This window comes from Paenibacillus sp. 2TAB19, from assembly GCF_052115185.1.
GTDB lineage: Bacteria > Bacillota > Bacilli > Paenibacillales > Paenibacillaceae > Pristimantibacillus.
This window is the reverse complement of the sequence record NZ_JBFRGE010000010.1, coordinates 45,755-68,126: the sequence shown is the minus strand read 5'-3', so window position 1 is coordinate 68,126 and position 22,372 is coordinate 45,755. Positions and strand designations below refer to the sequence as shown.

Sequence of the window (22,372 nt, the reverse complement as noted above, 5' to 3'; positions counted from 1 at the left end):
CTAGTTAGTTTAATAGAGGGGGAGAAGCAATGAGTGCTATTATCCAAACAGAACGTTTAACGAAACATTTTGGYAGATTTCATGCAGTAGATGACCTATCTTTGCATGTGGACAAAGGTGAAATTTATGGATTTTTGGGACTGAACGGCGCAGGCAAGACAACGACGATTCGTATGCTGCTTGGTATGATTAAGCCTGATTCCGGCGCTTCCCATCTGTTTGGGCAGCGGGTAGATGCAGGCAGTCATAAATTATGGTCAAATGTCGGCTATATGGTGGAAACGCCATATTCTTATCCGGAGCTTACCGTTCGCGAAAATCTTGATATTATTCGGAGGCTGCGGGGCATACAAGGAAGCGGCGCTGTTGATGCCGTCATGGATAAACTGCAATTAACCGCCTATCGCGACCGCAAAGCCGGCAAGTTGTCGCTCGGCAACGGGCAGCGGCTAGGCTTGGCCAAAGCCATGCTCCATAATCCAAAGTTGCTTATATTGGATGAGCCGACGAACGGACTTGATCCTGCCGGCATCGTAGAAGTAAGGGAACTGCTGCGCGATCTAGCTCTTAATCACGGGGTCACGATATTTATTTCCAGTCATATTCTAAGCGAGGTCGCGAGGCTAACGACTAGAATCGGCATCGTCAATCAAGGCAAGCTGCTTCAGGAAACGAATGTCAGGGATTTGCAGCAATTGCTTCGGAAGCGTCTTCTCGTTGGCGCACGCAACATGGAGGCTGCACGGATGAAGCTGATGAATGCCGGTTACTCGGTGAAGGGGGCTGAAGGTGGTTTGCTACAGCTTTCCGAGCCGTTTGCGATCGACAATCCGGATGAAATCGCGAAACAATTAATGGAAGGGCACATGCCGCCGACCCATCTTCAAGTGGAGGAAGAGGAGCTGGAGGCTTATTTTCTCAGACGGATTGGAGCAGAGGGGGAGAACGATCGATGAATCGACTATTAACGGCTATCGGTACAGAAAGAATGAAAATCCGCCGATCCAAGCTGATGAGGATTTCATTGCTTACAAGCATCATCCTGCCGGTCATCTTTGCACTTATATTTTCCGGGGAGATTGGAACGCAGAAGGCTTTCGAAGGGGCTGTCGATTTCCCAGGCCTTCTTGATCAGCTTGGCATTGTCATGTCGATGGGCGGTTTGATCGGGTTCGGCTTTGTATTCAGTTGGATATTCGGCAGAGAATACTCCGACCGCACGGTTAAGGATCTGCTGGCACTTCCTCTATCCCGGTACGGGGTGGCAGGCGCCAAATTAATCGTTGCAGCCGTTTGGTGTGCGGTGCTTGCCCTCATGCTGTACGTTGTTGGAAGCTTGGCAGGCGCGCTCCTCCAATTGGATGGCTGGAGCATTGCTGTCGTCGTTCAAAGCTTCGACGAGTTCGCAAGGATAACCATCATGGTTATTTGTTTATGTATTCCTGTTGGCTGGATCGCTAGCGTCGGTCGCGGATATTTGACTCCGCTTGGGTTCGTTGTGCTTACGATTATCATCGCTCAGCTCGGGGGCGGCCTCGGCATTACCGAGTATATGCCATGGGCTATTCCGGGTCTGCTAAGCGGCGCATCGGGGGAAACGGATCTGCATCTGCAAGCCGTAAGTCTTATGCTGCCTTATGTAACCGGTGCAATTGGCATTGCGGGCACGCTCGCCTGGTGGCGGTATGCCGATCAAACTTAAACGCTGGGCAAATTCAAAAAAGGTTCGTAAATCGCATGCTGCGAAATTACGAACCTCTTTTTAATCATAGATCTGCTTATATTTTGGAAACGTCGTCGCACCGATCGAAAAATTGCGTCTGCAGCGTTAGTACGGATTCATCGTGCTTGATGGCATGGACGGCTTTGGCGAAGTTGTCGGCGCAGTAGGCGATATAATCTTTGCCGTATTCGGCGGAAGCAAGAGATGGGTCGCCTGCGATTTGGTTCGGGTATTCCATATACCAATGAATGCCGGCAGCTGTTTTGTTGTCAGCTAGCAATTGTCCTCGTCCCGTGCAATGCCATTCTCCATCGTTAAGCCGATCCATATAGACAAGCTCTGGCGCAATATGCATAATCTCTGATGTCTCCATATGATCCGCATGGCCGTATTCGCCGGGCGTAACATAGGTGCTTTCGAGTTGCCGGTGCTGCTCGGGTGACAATCCCCACAAATCATAGCTATAGACGGCATAATCCTTCCGCTCGTCGAGCATCGTTTGGACAAAATAGTTCAGCATATGATTGTTGCCGCCATGGCCGTTGGCCAATATAATTTTGTTGAATCCGTTGCGGCGTATTTCCTTGCATACTTCCAGCAAGAGCCGCATTTGCATTTCTCCGCTTAACGCCACTGTTCCCGCGAAATGCTTAACCTCGGAAACCTGACCGAATATATAGTAGGGGAAAATAACGAAAGGTTCGGTTTCGGCGGTTTGTTCCACAATCGCTCTAGCAATCATCATATCGGTGCCTAGCGGCAGATGGTCGCCATGTTTCTCTAAGCATCCGATGGGGACGACGCAAACCCGTTTTGTCGACAAGACGGCGTCTTCGAATTGCTTAACCGTCAAATTTTCCCACAGCATAGGTGTTCCTACCTCGCTTTATGATACGGATATTTTAGAAAGATGCACGGTCAAGATGGCATTTAAGTCATCTAAATCCGCTCTCATTCTATTTTTCACTTCATCATGCAATTTGTTGTCTTCATCGATCTTCTTGACCAGTTTGTTTGTTTTATCGATGATTTCCTTCACCATTTTCGTTTCATCTTTYTTATCTTTCTTTTCTTTCTTTTCTTTCCAAGCTTTCTCGATCTGCTCAAGCTCCTTACCGTATTTTTTGCCGTCAGACATACCTTTGTTCGGCACATAGATAGTATTGATTTTGCGCTTCATTTCGGAAATGATCGTTTTTAACGATACGGCGACATCTTTATCCGGAACGATCGCTTGCTTGCTGAACATGCCGGCCAGCAGCGCCTTGTCATAACCGTTCGCGAATAAAGACTCGAATTCAAACAGGGCGGTGCCGGAAGCGCCGACATCGACGGATTGTTTGATTTGCTGCAGCAGCATTTCGTTCGATAATCCGAGATTCGTTCCTACGCCGATCACGATCAGAGCTTTGCCGCCCGCGAGCGTTACGGAGTTTAAGGCATCGCCTGCAACGGACGAAGCGTCGGGGTGATAAGACATTGGGAACAGCTGATCAATTTCATTTTTTGCCATCCAATCCTTCGGTTCCTGGTGCATGAATACCGGTCCATCCGTGTAATTCGGCCAAACGGCTGCGGAAACGCGGATGTCGGGTCTTATTTCTCTAGCTTCGTCAGAAATGCGGTAAACGAACTCATTGATCGTTTTTGTTCTCAGCAAGACCCAGGCGCTCCAAAGTTCGTCGTCCGGATGCAGATCGAGCGGATCGACGCCGTGCTTTTGCTTAAACAGGTTTCGGGTATAAGGATCATAGCCAAAATCGTTCGTGTAGTCGCCGGCATCGGGATAACGGATATAATCCAAATGCAAGCCGTCCACGTTATACGACTGAAGCAGTTCCTTGTAGATGGCGGATACGAAGTCCCTGACTTCCGGCTGCACGGGATTCAGGAAATAATATTGCGTGTTATAAAGCGGCACATCCTGGTAGTCGTTGCCTTGCCTGCTGATCATCGACCATTCCGGCTTCATCGAACGAATGGGACCTGCCATGTCGCCGACGCCGACCAGGAAGTTTTCGACCCAAGCGTGCACCTCGATGCCGGATTTTTTCGCTTCGTCCAGATAGGCTTGCAGCACATCGAACCCGGCGTATATCGGATTTTGGGCGGCTAGCGGATGCTCCGTCGGATATATCGTGTAGCCATTCCACCAGGTTTCCAGATAGATCGCGTTAATATTTAGATTGCGCAGCTTTGCTACATGCTCTTTAACCTGCGCAAGGCTCGTTTCTTTCGGTCGAATCCAGACCGCCCGGTGCTCGACGGCTCGCGACTCATAGACCATAGAGGATGCTTGATCGATTATTCCGTTTAGCTCCGCGAAGTTTTCCGTAAAACCGGTAAAATCGCCTTGTTCCGTTTGTCCTCTTAAATCCGCTAATTTAGCTTTGGCCAATGCGAGTTGCTGCCCGATGAGATCGTAGGATACATCGAGAAATTGTTGTTTCGCGTTCTGCAGGCTAAGCTTCGCCGATCCGATGCCGATCTCGGCTTTATCCAAATACGATTCGGGCGTGAACAGAAAGAGCACCTGTTTCTTGTTGGGGAGCAGTTTTAAGGTGCTTCCTACGGACACATTTGCGCTAAGCCAATCGGACATGACCCCATGGCCCGAGATTACGTATCCGCCGATCGGTATCGCGGAATTGTTTCCTCCCGTATGAACGACTTTGCCGTCTGCATTCACAACGACCTCGTAGCCCCATGGATTCGTGCCGGTCGACGATCCGTAGCTTTCATCGTAAATGATGAGCTGATCGGTTCCGCGATGACCGGGATACGGCGAGTGGCTACCGTCATCCCAACCGCCCGGATTATCTTCTCTCGTCCGCGGGTTAAAGGCATCGTATTCCGTCTTGTACGCTTGAATTAATGATTCATTGCTCGTATTCAATTCGATCGCATCTCCTTCCTGAACGATGCCGTACAACATGCCGTAATATGGACTGTCAGCCTGGATGGAGAGGACGTATCCGCCAGCCGGAATCGGGGAGTCGTTGTCCAGCCAGTTGCCCCCTGTATCCTGCGATATGGCGACAAAACGAGTGACAATGCCTTGCTCCACCGTCAGCTCCAGCCCCCACGGATTCGTTCTCGTCGAGGCGCCGTAAGCTGGGTCATAAAGTACGATATCTGCCGAGCTTCGGACGTTATTGATCTGCGTTATCGGCACGACCTCACCGTCTAAGACAAAGTATTTACTTGGGAGGACCGGAATGGAGAAGTCGGGCGTTAATGTATCGCCGATACTCAGAGCGTCTACTAAACCTGCCGCGCTGCCCTTGCCTGACAGGACGTATCCGTTCGAAGGGATGTAGGTGCCTTGAGAGCTTCCTTCATACTTTGCGGCGAYAATGCCGTTCGTAATGATTGCTTCAGTCGTATTGTTTTGCGATGGTGGTGTCGCATTACCTGATTTCCTTGTGAAAATAGAGAGCTTGCCATCCTCGCTGCCTTGATCGATCAAGTCGATGAAGTATACGGAGCCGTCTTCCAGAGTAACAGCCGGCGGTGACGCAGACGCCGGGGCGGAAGACTGGGAATAAACCGTTGTCGATGCGCTGAACAGCAACAGAGAGAAGCAAAGGAGAAGATTGCAATAATGTTTTGTCTTCATAACATTCACCTCTTATCTAAATGTTTTGTATAGGCTCAGGCCAATGCGTTTCTACGCCTTGCTCCTGAATGACGGCCAAGAAAGCTTCCAAATGCTCCWGATTATCKCGAACCTCATGCGGCGAAATGCGGTTTGCAATCGCGTATGCGGCAAGATACCCGGCAGATTCGCCGATATTCCATTCTGTCGGGTGCAGCCGATAGCAGCCGTTCGCGATTTGCGTGGTGCCGATATTTTTGCAGGCTGGAAGCATGTTTTTGATCCGGATCGGCAGCAGTGCTCYAAGCGGAATTTCATAGGGCAGACTCGGGATGAATAAGCCGCGGTTTGACTGGGTCGTCGTATGGAGATCGAGATGGTAACTGCCTACGCCGACGCTGTCCTCGTACCGCCGAATGCCTTGCTTGCCTCTGACTTCTACGCTGACATCATTCTCCGAAACGGTATACTTCGCCTTAATTCTGCGGGATTCTCGAATATAGGGAGCCTTTGCTATACCGTCTTCCGTCCCTAACACATCGCCTCGCAGCCGAAGTCCCGGATAGCCGTTGCCTCCCTCCGGACGCGGAGCTTCGGTTTGCAGCCAATAGACGAGCGATAAGCTTTGCTGCCTTGCACCTGCCAAGTGGAGCTCTCTTTCTTCTTCGGATACTTCGTAGATCGGACCTAAATAATAATCGTTTTGCGCCCAGTTAATTAAAGTGATATCGCTTGCAAATAAATCAGGTGCGAATAACGACCGATCGATGATTCGCCTGTACGTCCAGAACGGCATCGGTTCTTTCCCGTCGGGGAAAAAGGTAATCGCCTTGTCCTTGCTAGGATCAGCGATATCGCCCATCTTCCAGCCAAACAGAGGGAAGCGGGAGAACGGAGGGATGAGCGCTCGCCAAAACTCATATTGCTGAGGCTTATCGATCGTAAAATTTCCGTTCTCGGTATAGTCGAGGGCAAATACGAAAGTAAAGGATTGCATATCCAGCGGATCTGCTTCAACCAGCGCATGCGGCTCGCCCGTATCGCGCCTGGACTCGGCGCCCGTCACATATTCGACTCCGGCCAGCGGCAGGAGATCGCCGCATTCCGTTGCGTCCATATAAATGAAGCCGCGCAGCGTTCGGAGCGACCCGTCTGCGGTACGCTTGACGGTGACGGACTCGATGAGATCGTTCTGGGCGGAAGAGGATGCAACTTTCCAGCCCAGCCAGACGGATATGCGGCCGCTACTCGTATAAGGTGCGAGCATCGATTCCAGCACGTGCAGCGCAACCTTCGGTTCATGGCATAATCGGCTGACCCAGCCGTTGCCGGGGTTTAGACGTTCATCGCTTTGCGCGGAGGCGCGCAGCGGATAGTTATCCTTGTAATAGCGTCTTACGCGTTCACGGAACTCGCGGTACGTCTTCGTACAGCCGAAGCTTTCAATCCATTGATGCTCATCCGGAGGAACGGCTTGGCTCGTTAGTTGGCCGCCGATCCAGTCCGTCTCCTCCGTCAAAATGACTGTCATCCCTAGTTTGGCGGCAGCTAATGCCGCCATGCATCCGCCGAGACCGCCTCCAAGCACGATAATGTCTGCTTTACTGTCATGCTCCGCCATCTCATTCCCGCCTTTCTAGCATAAATTTCGCGCAAAAGTTATATCGTAGTAGAGGATAGAGATAATATCCACTTTATGAATTCGAATTGAAAAAAATATCTTTTTTTTAACGGTGACGGAAGGGAGCGCATAAGCATGGACCAGGCATATGAGGAAGTCGATTATCTGAAAATCGGGGAGATTTGCCGGTATTACGGAATCGGCACCCCATTGGCTGAAGCCGAGCCAATATCAGGCGGTTATTTGCATCAAATGCGGCTTATACATACGACAACCGGCCGATATGCGCTCAAGGTACTGAATCCGGAAATTATAGCGCGTCCCGAGGCAAGGCCCAACTATTTGCGGTCAGAGCAAGTTGCCCGGGCAGCAGCAGCGGCGGGTATACCCGCCGTATTGGCAATAGCCGTACAGGGCAATCCGTTAGCCGATATTGCAGGATCGACTTATATGCTGTTCGAGTGGAATGCGGGGAGTATGCTGTCTCCATCCGAACGGGATAACCGGCATGCGCGGGCTATCGGAGAGCTGCTTTATCGCCTCCATGAGCTTGAGCTCCCGGATATGCCCAGCCCATCGTGGAAGGTATATCCGCAGAGCCATTGGGAAAGTTTGCTTGAACGGGGAATACGCAGCCATATGTCTTGGGCTCAGTCCATCGAAGCGAGAGGTCAAGCTTTGCTTGAATGGAACAAGCTGTACGAAGACGCATGCGTACAGCTCCGGCAAAAGGCGGTTGTCAGCCATTGCGACTTGAATCCGCGTAACGTGCTGTGGGAGAACGGCAGCGAGCCCTATTTGATTGATTGGGAATCGGCTGGACCGATCCATCCGACAATGGAATTAATCGATGCGGCTATAAGCTGGAGCGAGCAGGAGGACGGGAATATCGACCGCTCCGCTTTCATGGCCGTAATCGAAGCGTATGCGAAAGCGGGCGGCATGGCGCATACCCGGATCGAAGACGCCATCTACGGACGCATGGGCAGCATGCTCGATTGGCTGGAGTACAATATGCGGCGTTCGATTGACACGGCTGTTTTCGGTGAGGATGAACGGAAGCTTGGCGCGGAGCAAGCGGACTTAACGTTTGCTTCCTTGCAAACGTTGACGGCTGACGTCCAAATATGGTCAGAATGGGCGAACGAGGCATTTCGGCTAGGCATATTATCGAGAAGCGAGTGGATATGATGAAGATCGCGGGACAAAAAATGATTCAATCGAACACGTTGCTGCTCATATCGAGCATTTATAGCTCCTTGACGAAAGCGGAGAAAAAAGTCGCCGATTTCGTCAGAAACAATCCCGAGGAAGCCGTGATGGCAACGGTGACCGATTTGTCAGAGCAAGCAGGCGTAGGCGAGACGTCCGTCATCCGTTTTTGCCGCAAGCTGGGCTTCCGGGGTTATCATGAATTCAAGCTTTCGATCGCGCAGGATCTCGTTAATCTTCCGTCGGTCTCGAACGTCGAGATCGAAGTAGAGGACGATACGATGACGAAGGCGCGCAAATTGACGGCCCGCAACGAAATGATGCTCAAAAATACGCTTGACCTTATTAATCCGGGAGATCTTGACCGTGCGGTCAATCGAATGATTGCGGCTAACAAAATTTATATATACGGCGTAGGCTCTTCAGGCATTACGGCGCTTGATCTCCATTATCGGCTGATGCGGATCGGCATGAACGCGGAGGCTCACAGAGATTCGCATATTATCGCCATGTCGGCATCGCTCGTGAAGGAGGGGGATGTCGTGTTCGGCATATCGACGTCCGGCAGCACGCGCGACTTGGTTGATCCCATGCGTCAAGCGAAGGTGAACGGAGCGGAGGTTATTTGTCTGACCAGCCATATGCGTTCCCCAATTACGGCGCATGCCGGCACGATATTGCTCGTGCCCTCGCGGGAAATGCCGACCGAGGGCGGCTCTCTCTCTACGAAAATCATGCAAATCCATCTGTTGGACATTTTGTGCACGCTGCTGTCCCATAAGAAAACCAATGCGGCTGAGGCACTGGAGAAAACGGCCCGTTCCGTCGCTGATAAACTGTATTGAAGCAGCGCAAAAAAACAGCCAAGCGATAATGAGATCGCTTGGCTGTTTGTCACGGCCTTATTGGCCGGCTTCATCTTCTTTTTCCTCTTCAAACCCACTCATGCTCTGCTTGCGGCGTTCGTTCTTTGCTTCGATGTCTTGCTTCTCGGATACGGAAATCTCACTTGCATGCTCGTCCAAATAATCTTCGGCTTCTTGCAAATTCTCGGCGGTATTATTGATATGCTGCTGAAGATGGACCTCGTTATCAGCGCGGTTATCCGGTTTTGACATGTAAAACCCTCCTTTCCCAACAAAATACTTATATATAATGAGCATGTTCGAGAGATATTATGCGACCGCTTAATATTCTGTCAAAAGAGAATAAAGGTTTTTTTCTCTAATATATAAGTAATAAGTGGAGAAAAAATCCTGCATGTCGGCGACGCAAATTGGAGCTTACTGCGCATCGGGGGGGATGACCGGACTGCCGGAAGGGCCGCCGCTAAGAGGGGTTAGAAAGGGAAGGCGTACATTTCGACCAATGGAGGGGTAAAGCTATGCGCAAAATGAAATGGTTTGCTACGGTTTTATTGACGGTCGTTCTCGTTGTTGTCTCGGCATGCAGCCAAAACAGTGGCGGAAATGAAGAACCGGATAATAACAAAGCAACGGATGCTCCAGTCACGGAGACGGCGGCGCCTACCGAAGCGCCGCCGGTCGTCGAAGAGCCCGCCATCGACATGAACGGCGAAACGCTCAAAATTATTCACTGGATCGATGGTCCCTCCGAGGAAACGCCTGAAGGWGCGCTTACGCTTGCGAAATGGAAAGAGGCAGAGGAAAAGTACAATGTAAAAATCGTCTGGGAAAAGGTTCCGTGGGGCGAAAACATTAAAATGGTAACCAATGCCGCGCTCTCCGGCGAGTCCGTAGCCGACATCGTACCTCTTGATTACTATTTCGCGATACCGGCCATCAATCAAGGGTTATTCATGCCGGTGGACGATTTCTTCGACTTTAATGATCCGAAATGGCCTKCAGGCTTGAAGCAGCACGGCATGGTGAACGGCAAAATGTACGGCTTTACCTCCAATATCAACAACGCGTCGGGCATTTATTACAATAAAACGCTATTCGAGCGCGAGGGCCTGCCCGATCCGCATGAATTGATCGCGCAGGATAAATGGAACTGGGAATCGTTCCTCGACATCGCGAAGCGGGCAACGAAGGATACGAACGGCGACGGCGTTATCGATCAATGGGGCATTACGAACATTGCCAGCAACCTGTCTAGAATATTGATCCATTCCAATGGATCAGCCATCATCCAGCAAAAAGACGGTAAGCATGTGTATGCCTACGACGATCCGAACTTGCTTGAGGCGCTCCACTTCTACAGCGATTTGTTCAACGTGCATAAGGTTGTAGCACCGAACAAAAACGAAAATTTCGAGGATTATAACGAATCGCAAACGTTGTTCAACTCGGGCAAAGCCGCGATGGTTACCGGCGAGCTGTGGGAAGGTGCGACCCGTACGACGATGACCGACGAACAAGGCTTTGTGTTCTTCCCTAAAGGACCAAAAGCGACGAAATGGCAAGGAAGCATCGAAAACTACGTGCAATTCTATATCCCTGCCAACGTCAAGCGGGCCAAAGAAAAAGCGTATATCTGGGAGCAAATTCAAATGTGGGACCGCGTTGAGCCGAACAACCGCGAGGAATCGGAGAAGCAGCTGCTCGCGGACGAACAGGATATCGAAGTGATGCTGGAGGCCATGAAATACGCGGAGCCTATCTTCCTGCCGCTCGGCGGAGCGCTCGGCGATATATCCTACGCGATCGCCAATCGCGGCGAATCGCCGGAAACGGCGCTGGAAAGAACGAAGCAAGTCGCGCAGGATGCGATTGACGCGGATCTGAATAACCCGGCTGCCGCTGCCGCGACGCAATAGCCGATCGGGGCAGAACAGCTTAATTAGGACATGAGRGGAATCCCTTTGGGGWTTCCCTGCTTTCCACATCATCWCATCAACATCGTAAACAGGAATGAGGGGTTCGCATGCTGAAGGCAACCAGGAGAACCAAGAGATCGGCTTATGTCCTGCTGGCCCTAATCATCGTTCTGATACTCGTCTTCATCGTTCCCGCGAACCGGTCGTCAGGAAGCGAATACGTGCTTGCGCCAATTACGGAGATGACGGAGCTGATCGGCGAACCGATCAAAGGCCAAATCTTAGCGGGTAACCGATATGAAGCGTATCTATCCGAACATGCGGATGCGGCTAAGCCGGCCGTAGAACAGACTATCGAAGGCGAATCTTATGCGGCTGTCGACGGCATGGATGCCATTACGATTGAAAGTTATGAAGAAGCTGCTACGCCTGTCGTCTCTACGAAAGAATCGGGCGCTATTCATTGGGATATCGATGTGCCTGAGGACGGCCTGTATCATTTGGGTTTGCGTTATTTTCCGATAGAGGGCAACACCTCGCCGATTGAAAGAGAGCTGCTAATAGACGGAAGCGCGCCTTTCGAGGAGGCATCCAGACTCGTATTCTCGCGGGTATGGCGCAATGAAACGTCCGGATTTACGCAGGACGCGAGGGGCAATGATTTGAGACCGAGACAGGTAGAAAGCCCGCAGTGGCAGGAAAGCGTCTTAAGAGATGCGGAAGGCTATTATCGGGATCCGTTCTCGTTTTATTTGACCAAAGGCCAACATCGACTGACACTCGTTTCTCTAAGAGAACCGATGATCATAGACTATTTGAAGCTTTATCAGCAACAAGAGATTCCATCCTACGAACAGGTAGCGACTGACTATAAGAACCGCGGTTATGAACCGACCAGCGGCTTGTTTATTAAGTTTCAAGGCGAGAGTGCCGCATTCAAATCCAATCCGTCCCTTTACCCGCTGAACGATCGGTCGAGCCCGGGGACGGAGCCGTACCATGTGTCCAAAATCAGAATGAATACGATCGGCGGCGTCAATTGGAAAATACCCGGTCAATGGATTTCCTGGGATGTGGATATTCCGGAGGACGGACTTTATGAATTCGGTCTTCGCTATAAGCAAAATACGGTCAGAGGCGTCAATGTCGTCAGAGAGCTAACGATTGACGGGGTTATTCCCTTCAAGGAGTCGGAGGCAATCCCTTTCCCTTATGACGGCGCTTGGCAGATGGGCTCGCCCGGGGAAGACGGCGTTCCTTATCTTTACCATCTCACGAAAGGCAAACATCAGATCAAGCTGGAGCTGACGATGGGCGAACTGGCGGAAATTATCCGCATGGTGCGCACAAGCATTCAGCAGCTTAACGCCTTGTATCTCAAGATCATTATGATCACTTCGGCTGCGCCTGACCCGCTAAGGGATTACGAGCTTGAGAAAAAAATTCCCGAGCTGCAGGCCGTCTTCGAGGAGCAGAGCAAGCTGCTGGAAAATGCTGCCGACCGCATGGACGAAATGGTTGGAGGAACGAGCGCGAGCACGACGATCCTGCGGACGACGTCTTATCAGCTGGGCGATTTGGGCAGCCGGACGGAGACGCTGACCTCGCGGCTTAAGAGCTTTAAGGATAATGTGACGGCGCTGGGCACTTGGCTGCTAACCGTGAACGAGCAGCCGCTCGAAATCGACTATTTGTATTTCAAATCGCCTGACATGTCCTCCCCTAAGGTTAGCAAGGGAATAGTCGGCAAATCGGTGCATGAAGTAATGTCCTTCGCAAGATCGTTCTCGGAGGATTACAGCCATATTAGCAACGGGGAACAGGATGGAAAGAGCATTAATGTCTGGATTGCCGCAGGCAGGGATCAGGCGCAGCTGCTTCGCTCTATGATCGATAACTCGTTCACGCCGCAGACCGGGATCGAGGTGAACTTGCAGCTTGTCAGTCCGGCGGTCGTCCTGCCGGCGACGCTTGCGGGCAAAGGCCCGGATATCGCGCTCACGCAAGGCGATGTCATCAACTTTGCGCTGCGCGGCGCGCTGCAGGATTTRACGGTGTTCCCCGACTTCGAGGCGGTGCAAAGCCGCTTCAAGGACAGTGCCTTTGCCGGCTTCAAATATCGGAACGGCGTATATGCGGTGCCGGAGACGCAATCCTTCCCGATGCTTTTTTATCGGAAGGACATTTTGGAAGAGCTGAAGCTGGGCGTTCCGAAGACATGGGAAGATATGTACCGAATCATTCCGGAGCTRCAGAAGCACAACATGGATCTTGCGCTGCCGCAAAATATCGTGTTCGAGTCGATGCTCTACCAGAACGGCGGCCAGTATTATCAGGAGGACGGCATCGCAACGGATTTGGATTCGGAGATCGGAATCGAAACGTTCCGTAAGTGGACGGAGCTGTATACGAACTACAAGCTTCCGATCGAATTCGATTTCATAAATCGTTTCCGGACAGGGGAGATGCCGATAGGCATCGCCGACTACACGACTTACAATTTCTTGACCATATTCGCGCCCGAAATTAGAGGACAGTGGAGTTTTGTTGCGGTTCCTGGAACGATATCGGAGGACGGAACGGTCCGTCACGATACGATGAGCTCGGCAACGGGCACGGTCATGTTCGACAACGCCAAAAACAAGGAAGCGGGCTGGGCGTTCATGAAATGGTGGACCGATACGGAAGCGCAGGTGACGTTCGGACGCGAGATGGAAGCCATTCTTGGCGAATCGGCACGTTATGCCGCCGCCAATCTGGAGGCGCTTGCGCGGCTGCCTTGGTCGGCCAAGGAAATGAAGCAGCTGACGGATGAGCTCGAATGGGTTGTCGGACGGCCTGCCGTTCCCGGCGGCTACTCGCTGGACCGCCACCTGTACAATGCGTTCTACGAGGTGTACACCGAAGGAAGCGAGCCGCGCGAGACGCTGGAAAACTATGTGCGGACGATCAATCAAGAGATTACGATCAAGCGTCAGGAGTTCGACTTGCCGACGAGATAGAAGGGAGAGTCCGCATGAACCAGCTTGTCAAGAAAGCCAAACTTTCGTTAGGAAACAAGCAGATGCGCATTCGGGCCCATCAAATGTGGAAGGAAGTCAGGCGCAACAAAATGATTTATGCGATGCTGGCGCCTTTCTTCCTTATTTTCTTCACGTTTACCGTCCTTCCCGTCTGCTTGTCGCTGCTTGTCAGCTTCACGAACTTCAATATGCTTGAATTTCCGCAATGGGTCGGCTGGAGAAATTACGCTCAGTTGTTCGTTAGGGACGACGTTTTCCTGATCGCGCTTAAGAACACGCTCATATTCGCCGCGATTACCGGCCCGGTCAGCTATATCGCCTGCTTCGTGCTCGCTTGGATCATCAATGAATTTCCGCCTAAGCTTAGAGCTTTCGCGACGCTCGTATTCTACGCGCCGGCATTGTCCGGCAGCGCGTTTATCGTATGGACACTGCTGTTCAGCAGCGATTCCTACGGCTATATTAATGCCTTCCTGCTCAAATGGCATCTGATCCTGGAGCCGATTTTATGGTTGAAGACGCCTAAATACATTTTGGCGATCATCATTATCGTCCAGCTTTGGCTTAGTCTCGGTACGAGCTTTCTGGCGTTTATCGCCGGTCTGCAAAGTTTGGACAAAAATTTATTCGAGGCCGGAGCGATCGATGGCATCCGCAACCGCTGGCAGGAGCTATGGTTCATCACCCTTCCTTCGATGAGACCGATGCTCATGTTCGGCGCGGTCATTCAAATAACGGCTTCGTTCGGCGTTGCCGAGGTGGCGACGGCGCTCGCCGGATTCCCCAGCGTCAAATACGCCGGCCATACGATCGTTACGCATCTGATGGATTACGGCTCGATCCGTTTCGAGATGGGCTACGCATCGGCCATTGCAACCGTCTTATTCGCTATGATGCTAGGCTCCAACCTGATCGTACGAAGGCTGCTTGCGAAGGTAGGTGAGTGAGGCGATGCTGGCTATTTTAAGAAGAAAGAGAGTAAACCGGTCGTGGGCGGGCGACATTTTCCTGTTCCTCATTTTGGCGGCGGTCGGTTATTTCATGGCGATGCCGCTTGTGTTCGTTATTAGCAACGCCTTTAAGCCGATTAACGAAATACTGAAGTTTCCGCCCGATTTTTTCGTTCATCAGCCTACGCTAACGAACTTCACGGATCTCTATCATTTGCTGTCCGGCTCTTGGGTCCCTTTCACTAGATATATTTTCAATACCTTTTTTATCGCTATTGCAGGCACGGTAGGGCATGTTATTATCGCTTCGCTCGCGGCGTACCCGTTGGCCAAACGTAAATTTCCGGGCAGAGGGGCGCTGTTCGGAATCGTCGTTCTATCGCTGATGTTCTCCGCCACGGTCACGCAAATTACGAACTATATGACGATGTCGTGGCTAGGCTTTCTCGATACGCACTGGGCGGTCATCGTGCCGGCGATCGGCTCCTCGCTCGGGCTCTATTTAATGAAGCAATTCATGGAGCAGATTCCCGATTCGCTGCTCGAAGCGGCGCAAATCGACGGCTGCAGCGAGCTTCGTATTTTCTGGAACGTCGTTATGCCGGTCGTCAAGCCGGCTTGGCTTACGCTTATCATCTTCTCGTTCCAAGGCTTGTGGGGAGCGGGCGGAGCCGCCGGCTCGATGTACATCTACAGCGAGCAGCTTAAAACGATCGATTACGCGCTCGGGCAAATATTGGCGGGCGGTATTATTCGGACAGGACCGTCCATGGCGGCTACGTTACTTCTGCTGACCGTTCCGATCCTCATCTTCCTATTATCGCAAAGCAGCGTGATCCAAACGATGTCCACCTCCGGCATGAAAGATTAACGGGGAAAGGGGAGGCTTACGTTGAACCGATTCATAAAAATGATGCTGCTCTTCCCGCTAATGCTCGTGATGGTTAGCACGGCTGTTCCGGTATCCGCCGCACCGTACGACGGCTACAACTATTCCTGGTGGGGAGAGCCCGAGCCTGCGCCTAACCCCTATTTGCCGTTCAAGCAAATCTCCGGACAGTCGCTGTCTACGGGGCCATTCCGATCACCGGAAGATCTATTCATCACAACAGATAGCCAAATATACGTTGCGGACACGGGCAATAACCGGATCGTGGTTTTGGATGAAGAAGCTGTCACGGCACGTACGATCGAAACATTCATGAACGACGGCCAGAGTGATCATTTCCTCGCGCCGCAAGGCTTGTTCGTCCGTACGAACGGCAATCTGCTCGTTGCGGACACGGGCAATAAGCGGATCGTCGAACTGACGAAGGACGGCGATCTGGTAAAGGTCATCGGAGCGCCTCAAAGCGACGTGATTGGAGCCGGTTTCGTTTACGAGCCGATTAAGCTCGTCGGCGACTCGGCCGGCCGGCTGTACGTGGTAGGCAAAGGCGTCTTCAACGGCATTATGCAGTTCGATTCCGGCGGTCAATTTTCCGGCTTTATCGGCGTCAACAACGTACGGGTCAACGTCGCCGACCTTTTCTGGAAACGGATCATGACGAAGGAGCAGCGCTCGAAGATGGCGTTGTTCATTCCGGTCGAGTTCAACAACGTGGATATCGACGGCGAAGGCTTCATCTATACGACGACGAGCGAAGCGTTCTCGAATGCGCCGGTGAAACGGTTAAACCCATCGGGAGCTGATGTATTGAAGCGTTCGGGCTATCATCCTCCCAAAGGGGATATTCGGTTCCGCACCGGCGGCACGAGACCCGGTACATCCGCGATCCAAAGCGTCGCGCTTGACCAAAACGGCATTTACAGCATTCTCGACAGCACGCGCGGCCGAATATTTACGTATGACCGGGAAGGCAAGTTGATGTATATATACGGATTGCTCGGCGAACAGATCGGAACGTTCAAGACGCCGGCCGATATCGATATGCTCGGCGACAAAATGGTCGTGCTGGACAAAGGACTGAACCAGCTTGTCGTCTTCGAGCCTACAAGGTACGGCAAGGTCATTCGCCAAGCTGTCATCTACAATGACACGGGGGAGGAGCAAAAGTCGGTCGAGAAATGGCGCGAGGCGCTTGGCTTGAATTCGAATTTGGAGATCGCCTATTTGGGCATCGGCAAAGCGGAGCTTAGGCAAGGCAATAACAAAGAAGCGATGAACAATTTCAAGTTAGGCATGCACCGCGAGTATTATTCCAGAGCTTTCGAAAGGTACCGCAAAGACTTCATGTGGGAGCATTTCGGCAAAATCGCAGCGATTGCGATTGCTGCAGCTATACTGCTTATCGCAGCGCGGGTTGCGATCAAGCGGAATAAAGCCGAGCCTGGGATAGCGGGTTTTGCCTGGTATACGATATTTCATCCGTTCAACGGCTTCTGGGAACTCAAGTTCGAGCGAAAAGGGAAGGTTTGGTTTGCGGTTCTGCTGCTTCTGCTGCTGTCGCTTCTCTATGTGCTCAAGCGGCAATATACCGGCTTTATCTTTAATCCAAGCGTAAGCGCCGATAACGTGAGCGTCATCGACGAGGTCAAGTTCGTCCTTCTGCCTTTTATGTTATGGTGCATCGCGAATTGGTCGACGACGACTCTGATGGACGGCGAAGGCAAGTTCAAGGAAATCGTCACGGCAAGCGCCTATGCATTGGTTCCCGTCATCCTTATGCAAATTCCGCTCATCCTATTGTCAAATATCATCACTATGCAAGAAGGCTCTTTCTATCGTCTGCTAGGATCGGCCGGATTTATATGGTTTATCGGGCTGCTCTTTGTAGCGATGCTTACTGTGCACCAATACACGGTCACCAAAACCGTAATGACGATGCTGCTGACGATGATCGTAATGGGAATCATTATATTTTTGGGTCTGCTCTTCTTCAGTCTGGCTCAGCAGATGATATCGTTCGTGACCACGATTTACAAAGAGGCGATGTTCAGGATAGGGGAGGGATAATGACGTGACCAAACATCGAATCCGAAGCTTGGCCGTTGTGTTCCTGACGTCCATGATGATTGCGGCCTCGGCCTGCTCCTCTGCGTCTAGCGGCAACGAACACCAAGACAGCGCTGCACCCAGCGCTAGCAAAATCGATAGCAGTACGCCGGACGAGACGCTGAAGGCTCTTGATCCGTCCGCGAGCATTGAACCTCAAATCGCAGGCCTCGAGCCCATTTTGGAAAATAGCGCTCTTCGTTTGTATATTAGCAGGACGACGGCGGAGATAGCGGTGCTCGACCTTGAAAGCGGACAGATATGGCGTTCGAACCCGGACAGCTCGGGCGATAAGCTGGCTTCGCCTTATCTTAAAGGAAAGTTATCGGCGCAGCTGTCGTTCGTTTATTTGACCAAAAACGGGCAGAACAAAGACTATGACAGCTATAACAACAGCGTAAAGTTTAATCAATTTGAAATTAAAGGATCCGATAGCGGCGTTTCGGTCACCTATCATTTTGGAAACCCCGAGAAAGGGCTGGAGTCGATCCCGCAGAAGGTGAGCAAGGAACGGTTCGAGGAACGGCTGCTCGCGCGGCTGGAAGACCCGGCCGACCAAGAGCAGCTTAAGATCCGCTATAAATTCAATGAAGCAGCGGGCGAGTATGAACGGCGAGAAATACCGAAGGCGGTCGTGAAGAGGCTGCTCGCGCTCTTCGAGAAGATGGAATATTCGGAAGAGGATTTAGCCATCGACAATGGCGGCGGCAGCGGACAGGGCGAGGCAGATGCCGAGGCGAATGCCAATCCGAAATTTTCGGTGACGCTTGACTATACGCTCGATGGGAAGCAACTGATCGCATCGGTTGATACAAACACGATGACGGAAGATACGCCGCCTTACCGGATCCATACGATTAATGTGCTCGAAAATTTCGGCGCGGCGGGAACGGGGGACGACGGCTATATTTTATTGCCTGACGGCTCAGGTACGCTCGTTCGCTTCAACAGCGGCAAAAACTTGGCGCAGCCGATCTTGATTCCGGTCTACGGCGAAGATTCGACGATTTATGTGCGGGAGAAGTTCAACACGCTGGAGCCGAGCCGATTGCCGGTATTCGGGATGAAAAAAAACGACGCGGCTTTCCTTGCAGTCATCGAGGAAGGCGATGCGCTCGCCAAGCTATCCGCGGACATCAGCGGCAGACTGCATGAATTTAATACGGTAGCGACGCAATTTACGATATTGCCTAAGGACGAGGTGCGATTAAGCGCTAACGAAATAATGCACAAGACGCCGGTGCAAACCTATCGCGGCCAGCTCAAAATCCGTTACTCGTTTCTAAGCGGGGAGCAAGCCGATTATGCCGGCATGGCGGCCAGCTACCGTTCCTACCTAGAGGAAACTTACGGGATGCAGAAGTTAAAGCAGGGAGGCGAAGCGCCTTTTTATCTGGAGCTGACGGGCAGCATTCCGAAGACAAAAAACTGGCTTGGCTTTCCATACGAAGCGATTGTACCGTTAACTGATCTTGAGCAGGCGGAGATGATCGTAGAGAAGCTGAATTCGAAGCATATCGGCAACATTCGCCTTAGCTACAAGGGCTGGTTCAACGATGGGCTGAACCATGAACGGGCGTCGTCAATCGATATGGATGGCGTCATCGGCAGCCAGAGCGAGTGGAAGCAATTGGCGGCGATGCTTCAGGCAGGGGGTGGYGGCTTTTATCCAGATACGGCGTTGCTGCGCGTATACCGCGATTCCGRAAGCTTCAGCAAGGGCGAGAACGCTGCGCAATACATCTCGCGCCGCTACGCGAAGATATACGATTTCGACCGGGCTGCTTATTTCCGCAGCGATCGGTTTTCGCATTATTTGCTGTCGCCGGCAAAGCTCGAAGCAACGGTAAAAGGGTTTTTATCCGACTACGGGAAGCTGAATCTAGGCTCCATTTCTTTGCGCGACCTAGGCTCCGAGCTCTATTCGGACTTCCGAAGAAGCGGAGAAGTGACGAGAGAGAACGCCAAACGGAAAGTAATCGCGGCATTCGAACGAATCCGGGAACAATCGCCCGACATTATGGTGAACGGCGGCAATGCATACGCGCTGCCATTCGTATCGCATATCGTGAACCTGCCGCAGAAGAGCAATGAATATCAGCTTGCCGGCGAATCCGTTCCTTTCATCCAATTGGCGCTGCACGGCTATGTGGAATACGCGGGCAAGGCGTACAATACGGCAGATGAGCAGGATGTGCGGGAAAACGTGCTGCGCTCGCTCGAAACAGGCTCGAACGTGTACTTCAGCTGGTTTTATGAAGAGCCCTCGATTCTGAAGGATACGAGGTTCAGCTATCTCTATTCCAATCATTACAAGCAATGGTTGGACGAAGCGGTAGATGCTTATGCCGAGGTGGCAGCCGTGCTTAATAAGGTACAAGGGCAGAGCATGACGGACCACGAGCGGTTAGCCGAGCAGGTGTACAAAACCGAATACGAGAACGGTATAGGCGTCATCGTCAATTACGGCGACGAGCCGTTTGAATATGAGGGAACAACGGTCTCAGCCAACGATTATTGGGTCAGGGGGGATACGGATGGCTAATAAACGAACCAATAGCCTGCAGCGAAAGAAGGCTATATACGGCATGCTGTTCGTTACTCCTTGGCTGCTTGGATTTCTGCTGCTCATGCTGATCCCGTTTGTCCAATCGCTGTTGTTCAGCTTCAATAAGCTGTCGCTGAATGCCGAAGGTTATTCGCTCCAGTTCGTCGGGCTGCAAAACTATCACAACATTTTTTTCGTTGACGCTTGGTACGTGAGGACGTTAACCGATGCCGTAACCAGAATGCTGCTCGACGTGCCGCTCATTACGTTTTTCAGCTTATTCACGGCGACGCTGCTGGCGCAGAAGTTCAGAGGGAGAATGTTAGCTAGGGCAATCATATTTCTGCCCGTCGTACTCGCCTMGGGGGTAATCGCCAAGCTGGACAATGGCAACTTCTTGGCGCAAATGATCGGCTCCGCATCCGCGGATATGGAGGGCAACTACTCCGGATTGCGCAGCATCGAGCTGCGGCCGCTGCTGCTGCAAGCGGGACTGAGCATGGATATCGTCAGTTATTTGACGGGAGCCGTAGACCGTATATATCAGATTATCAGCTCGTCGGGCGTGCAGATTCTTATATTTCTGGCCGGCCTGCAATCCATATCGCCTTCGTTGTACGAGGCGGCGAAGATCGAAGGAGCGACGGGCTACGAATCCTTTTGGAAAATAACGTTTCCGATGATTTCGCCGCTTATTTTGACGAATGTGGTGTATTCCATTATCGACTCCTTCTACGACAACAGCCTCACGCAAATGATTCAGGATTCGGCCTTCGGCAGATTGGATTTCGGCGTAAGCTCCGCGATGTCTTGGATTTATTTTCTCGTCATATCGCTCCTATTGGCGGTCTCAACGTATGCGATCTCAAAGCGCGTCTTTTATTACGATTAAGGGAGGGGCAGAACGATGGAGTCGAATAAATCACAGCCAAACCGCCTGTCAGAAGCAGCTGCCTCTGCTGCCTTGACGGCTGCAAGATGGAATGACCGCCATAGCCCGGTCGAGAAAGCGAAGCATTTGCTTTGGGTCATCGTCCGTTCCGTGCTCGTCACCGGCATATGCTTCATTATTATGTATCCGATTCTTACGAAGATATCGATCGCGCTGCGCGATAAGCAGGATATGTTCGATGCAACCGTTGTCTGGCTGCCGCGGYATTTTACGCTGGAGAACATCCAAACCGTCATGGACTATCTTCGTTATCCGGAGGCGGTTACGAATACGCTGCTGCTCAGCATCGGGACATCGGTGCTCCAGCTCGTATCCTGCGCGCTTGCGGGTTACGGCTTTGCCAGATTAAGGTTTCGCGGCAGCTCGATCCTATTCGGCATCGTTATCTTCACGATCGTCGTTCCGCCGCAAACGATTATGGTACCGACGTATTTGCATTACCGTTTCTTCGACGTATTCGGGCTGTATGGGCTGTTCACCGGCAGCAAGGGCGTGAACCTGCTCGAAAGTTTCTGGCCGTTCTTCATCTCGTCGGGTCTTGCCATGGGTTTGAAAAACGGCTTGTACATCTTTATCTTCCGACAGTTTTTCCGATCGCTGCCGAAGGATTTGGAGGAAGCCGCCTACGTGGACGGGGCGGGCATTCCAGGTACGTTCGTCCGGGTGATGCTCCCCAACGCGGTGCCAGGCATCGCCACGGTGCTGCTGTTCTCCTTCATCTGGCAATGGAACGACAGCTACTTCGTTAATTTGTTCGCTCCGAACTACACGCTGCTGGCCAGAATGCTCGATCTGCTGCCTGGCGCCGTACGGCCTGAATATGTAGGGGGTATTTCGCATACATCGCTCTATTTGAACACAGGTATTTTGCTCGGCATCTTGCCGATCTTCATTCTCTATCTATTCGCGCAAAAGTATTTTGTCGAGAGCGTGGAGCGCACGGGCCTGGTAGGCTAGCGGGAACAATC

16 protein-coding genes are annotated in these 22,372 nt (G+C 51.8%); 12 read left to right on the top strand and 4 right to left on the bottom strand.

Features of this window, described 5'->3' with window-relative positions; all coding sequences use genetic code 11:
• The first annotated feature begins 29 nt into the window (after positions 1 to 29).
• Positions 30 to 956: an ABC transporter ATP-binding protein gene (locus tag AB4Z33_RS06765; RefSeq protein WP_442049194.1), complete on the top strand. Its 927-nt coding sequence runs from the start codon at positions 30 to 32 to the stop codon at positions 954 to 956.
• Positions 953 to 1,702 carry an ABC transporter permease gene (locus AB4Z33_RS06760; RefSeq protein WP_442049193.1) on the top strand — a complete coding sequence of 250 codons (750 nt, stop codon included), beginning with the start codon at positions 953 to 955 and terminating at the stop codon, positions 1,700 to 1,702. The genes AB4Z33_RS06765 and AB4Z33_RS06760 overlap by 4 nt, the downstream gene beginning before the upstream one ends.
• A 76-nt stretch (positions 1,703 to 1,778) precedes the next feature.
• Here the strand turns inward: AB4Z33_RS06760 and AB4Z33_RS06755 are convergent, their stop codons facing one another.
• Genes AB4Z33_RS06755 through AB4Z33_RS06745 form a run of 3 tightly spaced genes read right to left on the bottom strand, consistent with a single transcriptional unit; the run spans position 1,779 to position 6,942 of the window.
• Entirely contained in the window at positions 1,779 to 2,591 is an 813-nt protein-coding gene (locus tag AB4Z33_RS06755; protein WP_442049192.1) for a creatininase family protein, read from the bottom strand.
• A gap of 18 nt (positions 2,592 to 2,609) precedes the next feature.
• Complete coding sequence (locus tag AB4Z33_RS06750) at positions 2,610 to 5,342, bottom strand: glycoside hydrolase family 10 protein (RefSeq protein ID WP_442049191.1); 2,733 nt, start codon at positions 5,340 to 5,342, stop codon at positions 2,610 to 2,612.
• Between the two features lie 16 nt (positions 5,343 to 5,358).
• On the bottom strand, positions 5,359 to 6,942 hold the full coding sequence (locus AB4Z33_RS06745) for an FAD-dependent oxidoreductase (RefSeq protein ID WP_442049190.1): 1,584 nt from the start codon (positions 6,940 to 6,942) through the stop codon (positions 5,359 to 5,361).
• Positions 6,943 to 7,077: 135 nt separating this feature from the next.
• Here AB4Z33_RS06745 and AB4Z33_RS06740 point away from each other — a divergent pair, with 135 nt between their 5' ends.
• The gene (locus tag AB4Z33_RS06740) at positions 7,078 to 8,133 is read left to right on the top strand and encodes a phosphotransferase (RefSeq protein ID WP_442049189.1); all 1,056 of its coding nucleotides are present in this window, start codon (positions 7,078 to 7,080) and stop codon (positions 8,131 to 8,133) included.
• The gene (locus AB4Z33_RS06735) at positions 8,133 to 8,999 is read left to right on the top strand and encodes a MurR/RpiR family transcriptional regulator (protein WP_442049241.1); all 867 of its coding nucleotides are present in this window, start codon (positions 8,133 to 8,135) and stop codon (positions 8,997 to 8,999) included. The genes AB4Z33_RS06740 and AB4Z33_RS06735 overlap by 1 nt, the downstream gene beginning before the upstream one ends.
• A 57-nt stretch (positions 9,000 to 9,056) precedes the next feature.
• On the opposite strand, the gene tlp is transcribed toward AB4Z33_RS06735, so the two are convergent.
• Positions 9,057 to 9,272, bottom strand: coding sequence for a small acid-soluble spore protein Tlp (gene tlp, locus AB4Z33_RS06730; RefSeq protein ID WP_442049188.1), 216 nt, complete (start codon positions 9,270 to 9,272; stop codon positions 9,057 to 9,059).
• A gap of 266 nt (positions 9,273 to 9,538) precedes the next feature.
• Between tlp and AB4Z33_RS06725 the strand changes: the two genes are divergently transcribed.
• From AB4Z33_RS06725 to AB4Z33_RS06690, 8 genes are all read left to right on the top strand, one after another.
• Complete coding sequence (locus AB4Z33_RS06725; RefSeq protein ID WP_442049187.1) at positions 9,539 to 10,936, top strand: ABC transporter substrate-binding protein; 1,398 nt, start codon at positions 9,539 to 9,541, stop codon at positions 10,934 to 10,936.
• Between the two features lie 107 nt (positions 10,937 to 11,043).
• Positions 11,044 to 13,938: an extracellular solute-binding protein gene (locus AB4Z33_RS06720; RefSeq protein WP_442049186.1), complete on the top strand. Its 2,895-nt coding sequence runs from the start codon at positions 11,044 to 11,046 to the stop codon at positions 13,936 to 13,938.
• A gap of 62 nt (positions 13,939 to 14,000) precedes the next feature.
• Positions 14,001 to 14,906, top strand: coding sequence for a carbohydrate ABC transporter permease (locus AB4Z33_RS06715; protein WP_442049240.1), 906 nt, complete (start codon positions 14,001 to 14,003; stop codon positions 14,904 to 14,906).
• Between the two features lie 4 nt (positions 14,907 to 14,910).
• Positions 14,911 to 15,780 (top strand): carbohydrate ABC transporter permease, encoded by an 870-nt coding sequence (locus tag AB4Z33_RS06710; protein WP_442049185.1) that lies wholly within the window; start codon positions 14,911 to 14,913, stop codon positions 15,778 to 15,780.
• A 21-nt stretch (positions 15,781 to 15,801) separates the two neighbouring features.
• Positions 15,802 to 17,865, top strand: a complete 2,064-nt coding sequence (locus AB4Z33_RS06705; protein ID WP_442049184.1) for a YIP1 family protein — start codon at positions 15,802 to 15,804, stop codon at positions 17,863 to 17,865.
• A gap of 4 nt (positions 17,866 to 17,869) precedes the next feature.
• Positions 17,870 to 20,449 carry a DUF5696 domain-containing protein gene (locus AB4Z33_RS06700; protein WP_442049183.1) on the top strand — a complete coding sequence of 860 codons (2,580 nt, stop codon included), beginning with the start codon at positions 17,870 to 17,872 and terminating at the stop codon, positions 20,447 to 20,449.
• Positions 20,442 to 21,344 (top strand): carbohydrate ABC transporter permease, encoded by a 903-nt coding sequence (locus AB4Z33_RS06695; protein ID WP_442049182.1) that lies wholly within the window; start codon positions 20,442 to 20,444, stop codon positions 21,342 to 21,344. Before AB4Z33_RS06700 ends, AB4Z33_RS06695 begins: the two co-directional genes overlap by 8 nt.
• Positions 21,345 to 21,359: 15 nt before the next feature.
• The gene (locus AB4Z33_RS06690) at positions 21,360 to 22,361 is read left to right on the top strand and encodes a carbohydrate ABC transporter permease (RefSeq protein WP_442049181.1); all 1,002 of its coding nucleotides are present in this window, start codon (positions 21,360 to 21,362) and stop codon (positions 22,359 to 22,361) included.
• Positions 22,362 to 22,372 lie beyond the last annotated feature (11 nt).